The following is a 16,864-nucleotide window of genomic DNA, read 5'->3' as shown; positions in this document are numbered from 1 at the left end:
GCCCGCGCCCGGCCGAGCGAAAGATACCGCTGTGAGGATTCCGTCATACGACAAGCTGTTCATCGGCGGCCGTTGGGAGATTTCGTCAGCCGCGGAACGCATTTCGGTGATATCGCCCTACACCGAGCAACCCATCGCTGAAGTGCCGAGCGCCTCCGCGGCCGACGTCGACAAAGCGGTCGCCGCTGCGCGCCGGGCGTTCGACAGTGGTCCATGGCCGAAGATGTCGCCGCTGGAGCGGATGGAGAAGATCGAAAAACTGGCCGCTGTTTATGGGAGCCATGTCGACGACATGGCCGATCTCATCACCGCCGAGATGGGTTCGCCCAGCAGCTTTTCCCGACTTGGCCAGGCGACGGGGCCGCTGTCGATGATGCAGTTCGCGCTCGAGGTGGGGCGGGGGTTCCCATGGCAGGAGCGTCGCCAGGGGTGGCTGGGTGAGGTCCATCTGCGCAGGGCGCCGATCGGTGTGGTGGCCGCGATCGTGCCGTGGAACGTGCCCCAGTGTCTGCTCATCCCCAAGCTCGTTCCCGCTTTGATTGCGGGGTGTTCGGTCATCGTCAAACCCGCGCCCGAAACCCCATTGGACTCACTGTGGCTCGCTGAAATGATCGAAGAAGCCGGGTTACCTGAGGGCGTGGTGTCGGTGCTGCCGGGTGGCGGTGATGTCGGCGAGGCGCTGGTGCGCCACCCCGGCGTCGACAAGGTGGCCTTCACGGGCTCGTCGGCCGTCGGCCGGCGCATCGCGGCGATCTGCGGCGAGCAACTCAAGAGGGTCAGCCTCGAACTCGGTGGTAAATCGGCGGCCATCATCCTCGACGACGCCGATATAGCCCGGACCGTCGCCGCGCTGAAGATGGCCAGCCTGATGAACAACGGGCAGGCGTGCGTTGCGCAGACTCGGATCCTGGTCAGCGAAAAACGCCACGACGATGTGGTCGACGCACTGGCCGAGATGATGTCAGGCCTGGTGGTCGGTGATCCGGCCGACGCGACGACCGACATCGGACCGCTTGTCACGCAACGGCAGCAGCGGCGGGTGCAGGGCTATATCCGCAGCGGTGTCGAGGAGGGTGCGCGACTGATTCTCGGGGGAGCGGACAGTCCAACCGACCGCGGCTGGTTCGTCCGCCCCACACTTTTCGCGGATGCCTCCAACGACATGCGCATCGCCCGGGAGGAGATCTTCGGGCCGGTGTTGACCGTCATCAAGTACCGCGACGAGGCCGACGCGGTGCGGATTGCCAACGACAGCGAGTACGGGCTCGCCGGATCGGTCTTCACTCGTAATGCCGCGCACGGTCTGGAAATCGCTGCGAGTGTCCAGACTGGGACGTACGGCATCAACATGTACATGCTCGACATCAAGAGTCCGTTCGGCGGGATGAAGCAGTCCGGAATTGGACGGGAGTTCGCCGAAGAGGGGCAGAACGAGTATGTCGAGCTCCAAACCATAGTCAGCGCAAGCAAATTGCCTGCTCTGCAGGAGAATCCCCAATGAGCAACTCCAGGCTGGCCATCACCGAGGAGCACCGTGATCTCGCCGAGTCGGTGTTCGGCGCGCTCAACCGTGTCAAAAGCCGTGCGGCCGCGCGGGCGACGCTCAACGGCGGTGCCCCATCCGACGGTGAGATCTGGAGTGTTGCCGCCGAATTAGGTTGGCACGGACTGGCGATCGGTGAGCAGTATGGCGGTTCTGGCTTCGGCCCGGCGGAGTTGGCGATCGTCCTGGAAGCCCAGGGTCATGAGCTCTGCCCCGGACCGTTCTTGCCGACGGTGGCGGCATCGTTGGTGATCGGTCGTTGCGCCCCCGATTCGGTGCGCGCACAAACACTTCCACGTCTGGCCGACGGTAGCGCGGTGGGAGCACTCGGCCTTTCGGGCGGCGTCGCCGTCGACTCTGATCTTGTGGCCAGTGGCCGGTGCCAGGCCGTCCTGGGCGCGCCCGAGGCCAATTTGCTTGTCCTGTTGGCGGGGGAGGACGTCGTCGTGGTCGACGCCGCCGCCGAAGGGGTGAGTGTCACCGCATTGCCGGGACTGGACAGCACCCGTACGGTCGGCGCGATCACGCTGCACGGCGTTGTCGTCGCGCCGGACCGGGTACTGCGTGGGGCGGGGCGCAAGGCCCGCACCGTGTTCCGCATTCTGGCCGCCGCCGAGGCGGTGGGCTCGGCCTGGGCGTGTGTGGAGATGGCTCGCGACTACGTCAAGGTGCGCGAACAATTCGGTCGCGCGATCGGCACCTTCCAGGCGGTCAAACACCACGTCGCGAACATGCTCATTAATGCCGAACAGGCCACCGCGGCCACCTGGGATGCCGCGCGCTCGGGCGACCTGGACAGTGCGTGGTTCGCTGGGGCGGTGGCTGCGGCGCATGCCATCCGCGCGCAAGTGTTCGCCGCGCAGACAAACATTCAGCTGCACGGTGGGGTCGGTTACACCTGGGAGCACGACGCCCATCTGTATCTGCGGCGGTCCCGCACGTTGGCCGCTCTGGCCACCGACGGCGCCGATCCCCTGCACGACGTCGTGGCGGCCCAACGTGCCGGTGTGGCTCAGGGTGCTTCGTTCACCCTGCCGGTCGAAGCCGACAGCTACCGGCAGGCTGCGCGGAAGGCGGTCGCGACCTTGCAGTCGCTGCCAGCCGAGCGACGGCGGGACTACCTGGTCGATTCCGGCTACCTGGTCCCACACTGGCCTAAGCCCTGGGGCCGGGAGGCCGGCGCCGTCGAGCAGCTGGTGATCGAAGAAGAGTTCAACGGCGTCGACCTGCCGACGATGGGGATCACGGGCTGGGTGATGCTTACCATCACCCAAGCGGGCTCCGACGAGCAGCGGGCGCGCTGGGTAGAGCCGGTGCTGCGCGGCCGGACTCAATGGTGCCAACTGTTTTCCGAGCCTGAAGCAGGGTCGGATGCCGCGGCGGTGCGCACGTCGGCCCGGCGCGTCGAGGGCGGCTGGACGGTCACCGGCCAGAAGGTGTGGACCAGCCTGGCGCAGGAATGCCAGTGGGGCCTGGCCACCGTGCGCACCGACCCTGATGCCCCCAAGCATGCCGGCGTCACAATGATGGCGATCGATTTGTCCAGCCCGGGGGTCAGTGTACGGCCGCTGCGCGAACTCACCGGCGACGCACTGTTCAACGAGGTGTTCTTCGACGACGTCTTCGTGCCCGACGCAGATGTGGTCGGTGAGGAGGGCCGGGGCTGGGCGGTGGCACGTGCCACCCTGGGCAACGAGCGGGTCTCGATCGCGGGCGGCGCCGGCATTCCCGGCCTGAGCCCCGACGACCTGGTCAAGTTGCTCGACAGCGCACCCGCCGAGACGGCCGCGGCGCTGGTAGGCCGGACCGGCGAGGTGATCGCCGAATCGCACACCCTGCGGCTGCTCAACCTCAGGCGGGCCAGCCGCGCCATCATAGGGGCCGCGCCGGGACCGGAGGCCAACGTCGCCAAGTTGCTCACCGCCGAGAGCGCACAACATCAGACCGAGCTCGGCATGGAACTGGCCGGGACGGCCGCGGTGGTTGGGGCGGCCCCGGAACTCACCGGGGCCTACCTGTACTCGCGTTGCCTGACCATCGCCGGCGGAACATCGGAAATCATGCGCAACACCATCGCCGAGCGCCTGCTGGGCCTGCCGCGCGATCCGCTGACCAAGTAACCGCCGACCAGGCCGCTGATGGACCGACATGACGATCGAATGGAGCTTGATGGGTCTCTCTGACGTTAATTCCGTTGAAGCCGAAGCGCATCCGGCCGTCGCACAAAGTGGAATCTCGTTCGGTCAGCGACTCCACGACCGCGCCCTGGCCGACCCCGACGGGATCGGGCTGACGATGGTGGCGATCGATGGTACTGCCGCGAACGTGACATTGAGCGAACTCGATCGCCGGGCCAACCAGTGGGGGCGGGCCCTCGTCGATGCCGGCGCATGCGTCGGCTCCTACATCGTGCTCGCCACACCGAATTCTGTTGACCTGGTATTGGCCAGCCTCGGATGCTGGACGATCGGGGCCGTGCCGATCCCGATGCGCTGGGACCTGCCCGAATGGGAACGCGACAGATTGCTGGAGATCATCGGCCCCGCGGTGACACTGGACACGCGCACTCGTGAAACGATGGCGGCATCGGCGCAGAACCAGTCCGGTGAACCGGTTCCGCCGGCGGTCTCACCCTCCATCAACGGCATCTGCAGCAGCGGTTCGACCGGCCTACCCAAAGTGATCGTCGACTTGCAGCCGGCGATCTGGACCGGTCGGCAAGGAGTGCCTTTCCTGGAGCACTGGGCTACCGTCGACCGGCCCCAGACGATTCTGGTTCCCGGCCCGATGTATCACACCAACGGATTCAACACGTTAATGTATCTGCTGAGCGGTGATCGGTTGGTAATACTCGAAAAGTTCAGTGCCGCAGGTGCCCTCGACGCTATCGAGAAGTATCGCGTCACCAACTTCACCGCCACTCCCACCATGCTGGCCCGCATCGCCGACACGCCGGGTATCGATGACCGCGACCTCTCAAGCGTGGTCTGGATGGTGCAGGGGGCCGCGCTGATGCCCCCCACCTTGCTGCGCCGCTGGTTCGAACTGCTTAGCCCAGAACAGGTCGTGATGGCGTACGGGATGACTGAAAACCTTGGCCTGGCCGCCCTCCGCGGCGACGAATGGCTCGCCCACCCCGGCAGCGTCGGCCGCGGATTCCGGGACACCGAGATCCGCATCCAGCGTCCCGACGGATCACTCGCGCCGGTGGGCGAAATGGGCGATATCTACCTGAAGGCGCCCATGAGTGGACTCTACGAGTACCTGGGCGGCGCCCCCCTGCTGCCCGCTACCGAGGATGGCTTCCGAACAGCAGGCGATATCGGCTACCTTGATGCCGACGGGTACCTCTATATCGCCGACCGCCGAACCGACATGATCATCACCGGTGGCGCAAATGTGTTTCCGGCCGAGGTGGAAAGCGCCCTCGTCGATCATCCAGAAGTCGCCGACGTCGTAGTGATCGGCCTGCGCGATCCCGAGTGGGGACGCCGGGTGCACGCCGTTATCGAGCCCCGCGACGCGGCCCGAGCGCCTAGCGCGCAAGACATCATCGCGTATGCCAAGAGTCGGCTGGCTGCGTACAAGGTGCCAAAGACCGTCGAGTTCGTCGACGAGATCCCCCGCACCGCCGCAACGAAAGTCAATCGCTCGGCGATGATCGAGGTGCGCGGGGGATGACACCGGGATCTCGCGAATCCGTCGGTGACCGGGCGGTGCCCGGCCCAAAAGGGACGCTGCAAAACGGCCCTGGTGCGGTGGCGCCGCAACCCAATTCCGCTCTGCAACGGTCAGATTTGACGGTTGCCGCCCTGGTCCGGGCGCGCGCTGAGGACGACAATGTGGGTCTGCTCTACGGTGAGCAATCTTGGACCTGGCGTCAGGTCGTCGCGGAGGCGGCCGTACGGGCGGCGTGGCTGCGCGCGACGCTCGATCCGGCACGACCGCCCCATATCGGAGTGCTGCTGCCCAATGTGCCCGAGTTTGTGTTCCAGACCTTGGGTGCCGCGCTCGTCGGCGCATGCGTCGTCGGCGTGAACCCGGCCCGGCGCGGTGCCGAGCTGGCGCGCGATATCGAGCACACGGAATGTCAATTCGTCCTTGCGGACGCCATGTACGCCGATCTGTACGCCGACGTGGTCCGCGTTGAAGACCAACCGTGGGCCGGCTACACCGGTGCCCCCCTGCCGGCCGACGATCCTGCGCCATCGTCGCCGATGTTCTTGTTGTTCACCTCCGGATCGACATCGGCACCCAAGGCCGCGGTGCGCAGCCAGGCGCGTTTCGCCAGGGACGCGGCAACCGGGGTGAGCCGCAAGGACGTGCTGTACTGCCCGATGCCGCTGACCCACGGCAATGCGCTGACGGCGACGCTGTTTCCCGCGCTCGGTGCGGGCGCGAAACTTGTCCTGCGCGACAAGTTCTCGGCGACAGCGTGGCTCGACGATGTCCGCCGGTACGGGGTCACGTTCACCTCGACGGTCGGGCGAGCACTCAGCTATGTGCTTTCGACCCCGCCCAGCGAACATGACCGCGACCATCGGCTGTACGTCGTGCTCGCACCCGAGGCGTCGCCCCGCGACACCGCCGCCTTCAGCAAGCGATTCGGGGCCGCGGTGATAAGCGGGTATGGGTCAAGCGAAGGCGCCATCGTTCTGCTGCCATGTCGCAAGCCGGGCGCACTTGGCGTCGCCCCGGCCGGTGCCGACATCGTCGTCCTCGACGAGGCCGGGGTGGAATGCCAAACGGCGCAATTCGATGACGGTGGACGGCTGACCAATGGCGAGCGCGCAATCGGAGAACTGGTTCGGCGCAACGCGGCCGGGGCGTTCGAAGGCTACTGGGGCAACCCCGAAGCCGAGGCCGACCGGCTACGCGATGGATCGTTCTTCTCGGGGGATCTGGCCTACCGGGATCCAGACGGCGTCTTCTGGTTTGCCGGCCGCGTCGGTGACTGGCTGCGGGTCGACTCGGAGAATTTCACCGCCGCCCCCATTGAGCGGATCATCGCGCGCTACCACGCTGTCACCGGCACCGCTGTAGTCGGTGTGCCGGATCCGCTGGCCGGCGACCAGGTACTAGCCGCCGTCGAGATGGTTCCGGGCCACAAGTTTGACCCGGCTGACTTCGCCGAATTCCTTTCAACACAAGCCGATCTCGGTACCAAGTGGGCGCCCCGGTTCGTGCGGATCACCCCACAGCTGCCAGTGGTGGGCAATGGCAAAACCGACAAAAAGCCACTGCGACGCGAGGCGTGGCTGTGCCAAGACGAAGTCTGGTGGCGTCCTCCGCGCGCGGACGGATACCGTCTGATGACCTCGCAGGACCGTGCGGACCTCCACGAGGAGTTCGTGGCCCACGACCGCATCGCGGCTTACCCCCAGCCCATGTCGACCTAGGAGATCCTGTGCCCGTCCACTACCAACTCGGGGCCCGCGACAGCGCCGAACACGTCGTACTCATTACCCTCGATCGGCCAGAGGCGAAGAACTCGTGTGATCTTGAGCATTTCCATCAGCTGGCGGAGGCGTGGAAGCGCTTTGCGGCCGACGATGGTGCATGGGTCGCGATCTTCACCGGCGTCGAACGTTGCTTCATGTCGGGGGCGGACCTGAAGACCTATGTTCCCGAGATCACCGCGCTGGCAAAGCAGATCAAGGCGGGTGACGTCGATTCGGTCAACGGTTACTCGCTGTCGGACGGCACCGACGCCGTGCTGCGCGGCAGCAAGATCTACAAGCCGATCATCGCCGCGATCAACGGGCCGTGCGTGGCGGGCGGCATGGAGATGCTCGGCGGCGTCGACATCCGGGTAGCCAGTGAGCACGCCACCTTCGGTGTGCTGGAGCCCGCCCGCGGCTTGTTCGCGGGTGGCGGAACCACGGTGCGGTTACCCCGCCAGATCCCGTACGCCCAGGCCATGGAGTTGCTGCTGTGTGCCGACCGCATCGATGCACAGCGGGCCTACGGGATGGGCCTGCTCAATGCGGTCGTGTCCGAGGATGCCCTGCTGGACAAGGCCTTCGAGTACGCCGCGCGCATTACCAAGAACGCGCCTCTCGCGGTCCAGGCCACCAAGCGCAGCGTGTTGGAAGGCCTGAAGGTGGACATGCGCGAGGCATACAAGATCGAGTCACGGATCTCCCAGGAGATCTTTGCGACCGAAGACGCCAAGGAGGGGCCGCGGGCATTCGCCGAGAAACGCCAACCGAAGTGGTCCGGGCGTTGATGGCCACGAACTCGCCGCGCTCACTCTGTCTGATCGGCGCCTCGCAGCATACGGTCCGCGGTGGCGGTGCGCCCGAACCGTTGGACAGCTGGGCCGCCCGCGGGCGGGAAGCCGCCGCGGCGGCGGGCGCCAATGACGTTCTGGCGCATATCGATTCCCTTCAGGTGGTGTACTGCCAGACGTGGCCCTACGACGATCCGGTGGGTCGGCTCGCGACTGTACTGGGCGCCTCGCCGCGGCACCGGGTCTACTCCGGTATCGGTGGCACCACCCCGCAACTGCTGGTCAACCAGACCGCCGAGGCGATGCTACGCGGCGAGCTGGATCTGGCACTGATCGTCGGCGGCGAGGCGCTGGCAACGCTGCGTACGGCCAAGAAGAACGGGGAGCGGCTGCCGTGGAGCTACCGCGAGTCGTCACCGTTCCCGTGGACGCCGCCGCACCCCGCCGAGACGGCCCACCAGGTACTGCAGGCGTGGGAGACGTTTCCGCTGTGGGACACCGCCCGCCGGGCACGACTGGGCGCATCGCTGACGGAGGATGCTGCCGAGGCCGCCACCGTGATGGCGGCGATGAGCCGGGTCGCGGCCGACAATCCGCACGCGTGGCGACCTATCGCCCTGGATGCCGCAACCGTCGGGACACCCACATCGGACAATCGTTACGTCGGCTGGCCGTACACCAAACACGAGGTCGCGGTGATGGATGTCGATATGTCCGCCGCGCTGCTGCTGGCGACCGGCGAGAAGGCTGACGAGCTGGGCGTCAGCGAAGACCGGCGCCTCTACCTGACTGGTTGGGCCTACGCCGAGGATCCCGAGAGCATCGCTGAGCGGGCGGACATGTCCCGGTCGGCAGCGATGGCGGTCACGGGCAGGCATGCCCTGAGCATGGCGGGCGTCGGTCTGGACAGTATCGACGTCTTCGACTTGTACTCCTGTTTCCCCTCGTCGGTACGGCTTGGGGCCGATGCGCTCGGGCTCGCCCTCGACGATCCGCGTGGCCTGACCGTGACGGGCGGCTTGCCGTACGCGGGTGGACCGGGCAGCGCCTACCAATTGCACGCCATCGCCAGCGCTTTCGACCGATTGCGACAGCGGCCGGGACATGCGCTGATCACCGGCGTCGGAATGCACCTGGCTAAGCACGTGGCGGCCGTCTGGTCCTCGACATCGGGACCGACAGAGCCGCCGGACCCCGCCGTGCTGCAGTCCGAAGTCGACGCGGCGCAGCCGCGGAAGCCGCTCCTGACGACATGGACGGGGCCCGGCGACGTGCTGGCATACACCGTCGCGCATGGCAGGGACGGCTCGCCACAGAGCGGACTGGTTGTCCTCGATACCGCGGTCGGTCGCGCACTCGCTCGCGTGCACGAACCCGAATTGCTCACCGATGCCGAGTCCCACGAACTCGTCGGCACCACCGTCATGGTGAGCACCGACGGGACCCGCAACGAAGCGCGCTGGTGATGCCGGCGTGCATACGAGGCGACGATCTAGGTCGTGGCTGGACGCCTCGCCGGTGTCGCACTGGTCAGCGTCCACGACGAGATCGACTGCTCTGCAACGGATTGCGGATCCGCACCGCGGGGTGAGGGTCTGTTGTGCGGCTAGGACGCGCCCGAGCGTGGGCGGGTAGCCCACGCGGGCAATGAGGCCTCGACGGCTCGCCGCAACACGGCCGACCGGGTTTCGGGGTCGGCCGGAACCCCGGTGTCATACATCGCTTGCACGGCACCGTTGACCGCGCCGACGAAGGCGCCGACCAACGCGCCGGTGGTGATCTGGTCCAGCTCGTCGGAGTACGCATCGTGTAGTAGTCGGGCAATCTCGCGTTGGGCGTCGACTTGAAGCTGTAGGGCGCGCCCGCGGATGGCCGGGACGGTTTGGACGAGCCGAGCCCGCAGCTCGCTGTGCTTACCCCCAAAGTCGTGACCTGCCTCGAGGAGATCGGTGAGAGACCGCAGCAGCACCTCTGCGGCACTGTCATCGGATCGGCGATCGGCGATCGCTTTGTACGCCGCGCCGATCCGCTTTTCGGCCTCGTCAAAGACCAGTTCGTCCTTGCTGGCGTAGTAGCTGAAGAAGGTGCGCGGGGCGATGCCAGCGGCGGCGGCGATATCGGCGATGGTCGTTTCGTGGTAACCGTGCGACTCGAACAGACCCACGGCGGCCTCGAAGATTGCTGCCTTGGTGCGCTCGCGCTTTTGCTCTCGATGCGAACCGGCCGGTGCAGGCTCCATGGCTACACAGTAGAGCGGCGGCGCTCGTCACACAGCTCTAATTGCATAGACCGTATTTTTGCATCGATTGCAATATTGCACTGATTGCAGTAATATTCGGTCGGTGCAAGCCGCAGCGTTGCGGTCGGCCAATTCGAGACTTACCGCCACAGCGAGGCTCGGCAACCACCGACCCACGACGCGGAACGCATTGCCAGGCAACTTCCGCTCGCCGTGGGCTTCTGCGACTACAGGCCAAGGTGCAATGTTGAGACAGTTGACCGATCCGGAGATACTGCGCGAGCTGGAGCCGATCGCAGCAGCCCATCTCAATCGACATTTATCAGTGGCCGTCGAGTGGCATCCACATGACTATGTGCCCTGGGATCGCGGCCGTAATTTCGCGGAGCTGGGTGGCGTGGATTGGGCGCCGGAGCAGTCGCAGCTAAGCGAGGTCGCGAAGGCGGCAATGATCACCAACCTCCTCACCGAGGACAACCTGCCGTCGTATCACCGCCAGGCGGCTCAGAATTTCTCCCTTGATGGCGCTTGGGGAACGTGGGTGGGCCGTTGGACGGCCGAGGAAAACAAGCATGCGATCGCGATCCGGGACTATCTCGTCGTCACTCGTGGCGTTGACCCGGTGGCACTGGAGCAGGCGCGCATGGAGCATGTGGCAAACGGGTTCGGAGCCACCGCCGAGGAAGAGGCGCAACACAAGACCGACTTTCTCCTGTCGATCGCTTACGTCACGTTCCAAGAACTTGCCACCCGCATCAGTCACCGCAATACGGGTAAGGCGTGCAACGACGCGATCGCAGACCGGATGCTGCGACGTATCGCCGCCGACGAGAATCTACACATGATTTTCTATCGGAACATGTGCGGCGCGGCGCTTGATCTCGCACCCGATCAGGCCGTTGAGGCGGTTGCCGATGTTATCGAGAACTTCCGGATGCCCGGACAGGGTATGCCCAATTTCCGCCGCAACGGCGTGCTGATGGCCAAACACGGCATCTATGACCCACGCCAGCATCTTGACGACGTCGTGACACCGAACCTACGCAAATGGCGAATCTTCAAACGTGACGACTTCACGTCCCGAGGTGAACAACGCCGTGAGCAACTCGCGGCCTACCTGGAAGGCCTTCAACGCCAAGTAATCAAGTTCGAGGAACAACGCGACCGCCTACTCGCCCGTCAAGCCCGTAAGGAGGAACGCCGAGCCGTTTGACGGTCACGCAGTGAGCTGGCACACGCATCGCAAGACAATTTGGGCTCTTCGATGAGGTGCCCTTGAAGGGCCCAAACGGTCCGGTCAGCTCGACACGGCGCGCCGGTGAACTTCGATCGGCACGACGGGCGGTCTGGCCCAAGGTCCCCGGGTGACGGCGCTGAGCCGAATCTCGGGTAGGTCGACAGATGGGTCGACGGTGTCGAGCCACGCCACCGCGTTCGCCACATCGGCCACGCCGATGGCGTACATCTCGAACGGAACATCTTGGAGCATCTCGGTTTGCACCGGCCCCGGCGTCACCACGTGTACCGCGATGCCGTCTCGATCCACCTCGAGCGCCAACGCCCGGGCGAACGCATTCATGCCGGCCTTCGAGGCGGAATACGCGGTGCGCGACGGCATCGGTTCGTGCGCGGCTGACGATGAGATGAACACGAAGCGCGATCCGGGCGCCATCAGGGGCAGTGCGGCCTGGGTGAGGACGAAACATGAGTCGAGATTGGCCGCCATCGTCGTGCGCCATTGGGCGAAGGATTGCTTGCGCGCGTACGTGCCGCCGAGCACGCCGGCGGCGTGCACGATCAGGTCGACCCGATCCAAACCTGCAGTCACTGCGGCAAAGCTAGCCGGGTCGGCAGCGTCAGCGACGACGTATCGTGCGCCGATTTCGGCGGCAGCGGCGCTCAACGCCGCCTCGCCGCGTGCACACAGCACGACCTCGTAGCCTCGCTCGGCAAGCTCGCGGCCGCACGCTTTGCCGATGCCGCCGCTTCCGCCGGTGATGATCGCGTTTCGCACGCCCGTTCCTTCGTGTCGTTGTTTTGTGCTGCAGGCCGATGCCGCACCTCACGGTCGGCATTCGCCTCCCTGCATCGACGATGCAGTGCATCGCATCACCCCCAAGACGTAGATGTGAAAGTCGGGGAGATATCGTCACACTACCGTTGAGGTAACGATAACAGTTACCGTTTAGAGCAACGGTTACCGTTACGGTCGGGGCCCAGTGCACCGGGATGCCGAGTGTTTCTCTATTATTTTTATACAAATAGCAGTTTTGGAAGCCGTCAGAAGTTGGTGTCATGAGCGAAGGCATGCTGAAGCTCGGTCGGTCACAGTGACATACCCATCACGACGCCGATGGTGTCAACGCTCCGCCGCCACCGTCCGGTACCTCGGACTCCGGTCCCGGCACTGCGGCAGCACCGCAGCACCAGCTGAGGCGCGCTTCATCATGTCGACCTGGGGTCCTGGCCCGTGCGAAGCAATTTACGCCTTCCGTATTTTTTGTAACATCAGATGCCGCTGCGAAAGGGAGGGTCATGGCCTTTGACCCCGAAGTTGTGCATGCCAAGTACCTCGCAGAGCGCGACAAGCGCCTGGTCCCCGGGCGCACAGCAATCCGCGATCTGACCCACGACGAGTCCATCGCCGGGTACCGCGCCGACCCGTTCACCCCTTACCTCGAGCGTGAGCCCGTCACCGACGACCCCGACGTGGTGATCGTCGGAGGCGGCATCGCCGGGCTGCTCGCAGGAGCCCATCTCCGCAAGGCCGGTATCGCGCGCATCAGGATCGTCGATGCGGCCGGCGGCGTCGGCGGCACCTGGTACTGGAACCGCTACCCGGGCGTGATGTGCGACGTCGAGTCCTATCAGTACCTTCCGATGCTCGAGGAACTCGACTACATCCCCACCCGGCGCTACGCCTACGGCGAGGAGATCCGCCAGCACCTGCAGGCCGTCGCAGACCGCTTCGAACTGGTGTCTGACGCCCTGTTCCACACCGGCGTCACCCGGGCCACGTGGGACGACAACGCCGGCAGGTGGACGGTCCACACCGACCGGGGTGACGAACTCTCCTGCCGCTATTACGTGCTCGCCGTGGGGATTCTCAATCTCATGAAACTCCCGGTTATCCCGGGCATGGACGGCTTCGCGGGTCGCGCATTTCACACGGCGCGGTGGGACTACGGCTACACCGGCGGCGGCCCTGGCGAGGCGCTCACCGGCCTCGGCGACAAGGCCGTCGCCCTGATCGGAACCGGAGCCAGCGGGCTGCAGGCCCTTCCGCCGCTCGCCGAGGCAGCCAGACACGTCTATGTCTTCCAGCGCACGCCCTCGGCGATCGGGGTTCGGGGAAACCGCCCCACCGATCCATCCTTCGCGCAGGGGTTGGCGCCGGGTTGGCAGAAGGCGCGGATGGATAATTTCCAGTCGATCATGCTGGGCCGGCCGGTCGATTCCGACCTCACCGACGACGGGTGGACGCATCACTATGCGGCGGTGCAGAACCCGCCGCGGATAAAGGGCGCCAGCATCGAGGAGTTTATGCGCAACGCCGAGGAGCTCGACTTCGCCATCATGGAGGAACATCGGCGCCGGGTCGACGAGTTGGTCACCGACCCCGACGTGGCGGCCGCGCTCAAGCCGTACTACCGCTACCTCTGTAAGCGGCCGTGCTTTCACGACGAGTACTTCGGCGCGTTCAACCGCCCCAACGTCACGCTCATCGACTGCCCCGCAGGCATCGAGCACATCACCGAGCGCGGGCCGGTCGTCGGTGGGCAGCAGTACGACGTCGACTGCATCGTCTACGGCACCGGATTCGAAGCCGAGCTCACCCCACTGCAACGCCGCGTCGGCCACGACATCGTCGGCCGGGGCGGCACCACACTCGCGCAGAAGTGGGCCGACGGCGCCGCCAGCCTGTTCGGCATGATGAGCCGCGGCTTCCCCAACATGTTCGTGATGCCCGCCCCGGGGCAACAATCGGTCGTCACCGTCAACTACACGCAGATCGCCGTGCTGGGCGCAGAGGTTATTGCCGGCGTGGTGGCCTTGCTCGAGAAGCAGGGCGTTGCGGTATTCGACGTGAGCGCCGAGGCCGAGGCTGACTGGATCCGGCAGATCGTCGACACCTACGTCGACCCCAGCGCCGTCATGTCGGCCTGCACGCCGTCCCGTATCAACAACGAGGGCGATCCGGGCGGGTTAAGGCCCCGCGACAGCAACTTCGGTCGGGGCTTCGGCGACTACTTCGCCTACCGTGAGCTGCTTGAGGGATGGCTTGCGTCGGGCGAACTCTCGGGGCTGGATCTGGCGTGAGCAATCGGCAACGCCTGGTCGTCGTCACCGGCGGCGGCGGCGGCATCGGCGCCGCCATCGCCGAATCAATCGGCCGCACAGGTGCTTTCGTCGTCACTCTCGATCCACTGGTCTCGGTCGACGGCTCCCAACAACTCCCCCAACCCGAACAGACAACCGCCGGTCGCATCGTTGCAGCAGGGGGGGCGGCAAGGGCGTCGGCGGTGTCGGTCACCGATGGACCGGGAATTCGCGCGTTGTTCGGCGAACTCGCCGAGGAGTTCGGTGGCCTCGACGCCGTCGTCAACGTCGCAGGTATCAGTCGTCCCACCGGCTTCGCCAAGGGCAGCGACGACGACTGGCTCAGCGTCCTTTCGGTGCACCTAGACGGCTACCGCAACGTGCTCGCCGCGGCACTGCCACTGATGGCAGCGGCGGGGCGCGGCCACATCCTCGGTGTCACCTCCGGATCGGGGTGGCGATCGGCGGACGGCGGGGCCTACGGCTGCGCCAAGCGCGCCGTCGCCTCACTCACCTGGCAGCTGGGTCGGCACGCCCCTGAGGGCGTGGTCATCAACGCCATCTCGCCGATCGCCGCTACTCGCATGGTGGCCGCCGCGCTGGGCGGCACACTGCCGACCAGCGGCGCGGCTACCGGCGGACTGTCCCTGGGCTCGATGCCCGCGCCCGAGCACCTCGGTCCGCTCGGCGCCCACCTGGTCGCCGACACCTTCACGTCATGCCGTGGAAAGGTGCTCTTTGCGGGCGGGTCCGAAGTCGCGGTGATCGAGGAGCCCCGACTGCTTGAGGTGGTGCGCAGCGACGGCGTGCCCTCCCTGGCGCACGTCATCGAGGCCGCGATCACCCTCGCGCTGGCCCCGGCCGAGGCCCGCCAGGTCAGCGGGGGCGGCAGCAATGCCCGATTCGGATCGGTCTTCGACGAGCGACCCCCCGACGAGCCCCCGATCGCCGCGGTGCGCTCGTGTGCTGTCGCCGCCGACCGACCTGAGGTGGCCAAGGCGGTGTCGGGTGCGCTTGAGGCGCGCGGCGTGCTGTGTCAGCTGATCGACTCGCCCGCGGCGCTGGCCGGCGTCGATGCGGTCGTCGTCGCCCTTGCGGGCGGGCACGCGGCGACAGGTGGCGGCTGGGAGAGCATCCTCTCCGAACACGACGACATCGTGCAGCAGATCCACGCCGATGCCCGGTGGACGCGTGCCGTCGCCGAACTCGCCGCGACCGCGGACCGCCCGATCCGCCTGGTGACCATCACCGAGGCCACCACGGCAGGCGGCCGCAGCCGCGCCCAGGCCTCAGCGCAGCTCGCGCGAGCCGGACGCAAGGCCACCGCCGATCTGGTCCTGCCCTTCGCCGTCAGCGCGGAGTCCGACGACGTCCCCGCCGAGCTGGTCGCGCACCTGGTGTGCAGCCCGGAGGCTGTCGGTCTCGCCGGAGCCGAATTGATGACGAGCGCAGGGCGATTCGGGCTGCGCAGCCACCCGCGGCCCATCGGCAGCATCAGCTTCGGCGGCCCCGCGTTGCCCCAATGGTTCGACGCAACGCTGCAAGAGGTGGTTCAGCCGCGATGACCTCCAGACCCGCCCGCATCGTGGATGCCCACGTGCACCTATGGGATCCGGCACGCACCGACTGGTATCCCTACCTCTCGGCAGGCCAAGACCAGCTGAACCTGGGCGACGTTTCGGGCATGTCACGCCGCTTCGACGTCCCTACCTACTTGGCCGAGTCCGCCGGCTGGAACGTCGAGAAGCTGGTCAACGTCGCCGCCGCCACCGGCAGGCACTCAATCGACGAGACCCTCGAGCTTGACCGGCGCGCTGACACCGCCGGCCATCCAGACGCGATCATCGGCGGCCTGCCGCCCGCGGAGACTGTCGCTCAAGCGGTGGCCGCGGTGGACGAACAGCTTGCAGCGCCTCGCCTTCGGGGCGTCCGCCCGATGGGAGTGTCCGAAGCCTCCCTTCCCCCGGGGGATGTGCTTTGCGCCCTTCAGGAGCGCGGGCTCCTCTACGAGGTGATGACCCATCCCGATCAATTGGTGGCAACAGCCAAGGGGCTAGAGCAGCACGGCGACCTCGTGGTGGTCGTCGAACATGCGGGCTGGCCGCGGAACGGCTCCGACGAAGAGCGTGCGCTGTGGGCAGAGGGCATCGATGCCCTCGCCGGTCTCGGCGACAACGTGCTGTGCAAGCTCTCCGGCCTGGCCATGCCCCTGGGATCGATGTCGGTCGATGTTCAGCGTCCGTGGCTCGAGCACGTCATCGACGCATTCGGCGTCGATCGCTGTTTTTTCGCAAGCAACTTTCCCGTCGACGGGATGCACGGCACCTTCGACGAGCTCTACACCTCCTACTCCGCCATCACCTCCAGCCTGGGTGACGACGCCCGCGACAAACTCTTCGCCGCCAACGCCGAGCGCGTCTACCGCTGCTGATGCCGTTCGCGCAACTGCTGCACGGGTGACGCGGTCGCGATGTCGCCGATTGTGGATCTCCTGACGACGCTGTACTCGACCAGGAGTGCCGCGCACAGC

Annotated in this window: 12 protein-coding genes; 10 read left to right on the top strand and 2 right to left on the bottom strand. The window is 66.3% G+C overall.

Translation table 11 applies throughout. The features are described 5' to 3' along the window. Positions 1-31 precede the first annotated feature (31 nt). Genes LMQ14_RS19695 through LMQ14_RS19670 form a run of 6 tightly spaced genes read left to right on the top strand, consistent with a single transcriptional unit; the run spans position 32 to position 9,241 of the window. Positions 32-1,501, top strand: coding sequence for an aldehyde dehydrogenase (locus LMQ14_RS19695; RefSeq protein WP_420714546.1), 1,470 nt, complete (start codon positions 32-34; stop codon positions 1,499-1,501). Continuing rightward, the gene (locus LMQ14_RS19690) at positions 1,498-3,663 is read left to right on the top strand and encodes an acyl-CoA dehydrogenase (protein ID WP_267731195.1); all 2,166 of its coding nucleotides are present in this window, start codon (positions 1,498-1,500) and stop codon (positions 3,661-3,663) included. Before LMQ14_RS19695 ends, LMQ14_RS19690 begins: the two co-directional genes overlap by 4 nt. 49 nt (positions 3,664-3,712) lie before the next feature. After that, positions 3,713-5,224 carry a class I adenylate-forming enzyme family protein gene (locus LMQ14_RS19685; RefSeq protein WP_267731194.1) on the top strand — a complete coding sequence of 504 codons (1,512 nt, stop codon included), beginning with the start codon at positions 3,713-3,715 and terminating at the stop codon, positions 5,222-5,224. Then, positions 5,221-6,942, top strand: a complete 1,722-nt coding sequence (locus LMQ14_RS19680; protein WP_267731193.1) for an AMP-binding protein — start codon at positions 5,221-5,223, stop codon at positions 6,940-6,942. Before LMQ14_RS19685 ends, LMQ14_RS19680 begins: the two co-directional genes overlap by 4 nt. A gap of 8 nt (positions 6,943-6,950) precedes the next feature. Then, entirely contained in the window at positions 6,951-7,772 is an 822-nt protein-coding gene (locus LMQ14_RS19675; RefSeq protein ID WP_267731192.1) for an enoyl-CoA hydratase-related protein, read from the top strand. Further along, the gene (locus LMQ14_RS19670) at positions 7,772-9,241 is read left to right on the top strand and encodes an acetyl-CoA synthetase (RefSeq protein ID WP_267731191.1); all 1,470 of its coding nucleotides are present in this window, start codon (positions 7,772-7,774) and stop codon (positions 9,239-9,241) included. Before LMQ14_RS19675 ends, LMQ14_RS19670 begins: the two co-directional genes overlap by 1 nt. 140 nt (positions 9,242-9,381) lie before the next feature. Here the strand turns inward: LMQ14_RS19670 and LMQ14_RS19665 are convergent, their stop codons facing one another. Further along, positions 9,382-10,014 carry a TetR/AcrR family transcriptional regulator gene (locus tag LMQ14_RS19665; protein ID WP_267731190.1) on the bottom strand — a complete coding sequence of 211 codons (633 nt, stop codon included), beginning with the start codon at positions 10,012-10,014 and terminating at the stop codon, positions 9,382-9,384. 244 nt (positions 10,015-10,258) lie between these two features. On the opposite strand from LMQ14_RS19665, the gene LMQ14_RS19660 reads away from it, so the two are divergent. After that, complete coding sequence (locus LMQ14_RS19660; RefSeq protein WP_267731189.1) at positions 10,259-11,227, top strand: acyl-ACP desaturase; 969 nt, start codon at positions 10,259-10,261, stop codon at positions 11,225-11,227. A gap of 84 nt (positions 11,228-11,311) precedes the next feature. On the opposite strand, the gene LMQ14_RS19655 is transcribed toward LMQ14_RS19660, so the two are convergent. After that, positions 11,312-12,028 carry an SDR family oxidoreductase gene (locus LMQ14_RS19655; protein ID WP_267731188.1) on the bottom strand — a complete coding sequence of 239 codons (717 nt, stop codon included), beginning with the start codon at positions 12,026-12,028 and terminating at the stop codon, positions 11,312-11,314. Positions 12,029-12,549: 521 nt separating this feature from the next. On the opposite strand from LMQ14_RS19655, the gene LMQ14_RS19650 reads away from it, so the two are divergent. The 3 genes from LMQ14_RS19650 to LMQ14_RS19640 are packed head-to-tail and all read left to right on the top strand — an operon-like array spanning position 12,550 to position 16,765. Continuing rightward, positions 12,550-14,334, top strand: coding sequence for a flavin-containing monooxygenase (locus LMQ14_RS19650; protein WP_267731187.1), 1,785 nt, complete (start codon positions 12,550-12,552; stop codon positions 14,332-14,334). Then, positions 14,331-15,899, top strand: a complete 1,569-nt coding sequence (locus LMQ14_RS19645) for an SDR family NAD(P)-dependent oxidoreductase (protein WP_267731186.1) — start codon at positions 14,331-14,333, stop codon at positions 15,897-15,899. The genes LMQ14_RS19650 and LMQ14_RS19645 overlap by 4 nt, the downstream gene beginning before the upstream one ends. After that, on the top strand, positions 15,896-16,765 hold the full coding sequence (locus LMQ14_RS19640) for an amidohydrolase family protein (RefSeq protein ID WP_267731185.1): 870 nt from the start codon (positions 15,896-15,898) through the stop codon (positions 16,763-16,765). Before LMQ14_RS19645 ends, LMQ14_RS19640 begins: the two co-directional genes overlap by 4 nt. Positions 16,766-16,864 lie beyond the last annotated feature (99 nt).

It is taken from the genome of Mycobacterium sp. Aquia_213, from assembly GCF_026625985.1.
In the GTDB taxonomy this organism is placed as follows: domain Bacteria; phylum Actinomycetota; class Actinomycetes; order Mycobacteriales; family Mycobacteriaceae; genus Mycobacterium.
This window is presented reverse-complemented; position numbering and strand designations above follow the sequence as displayed.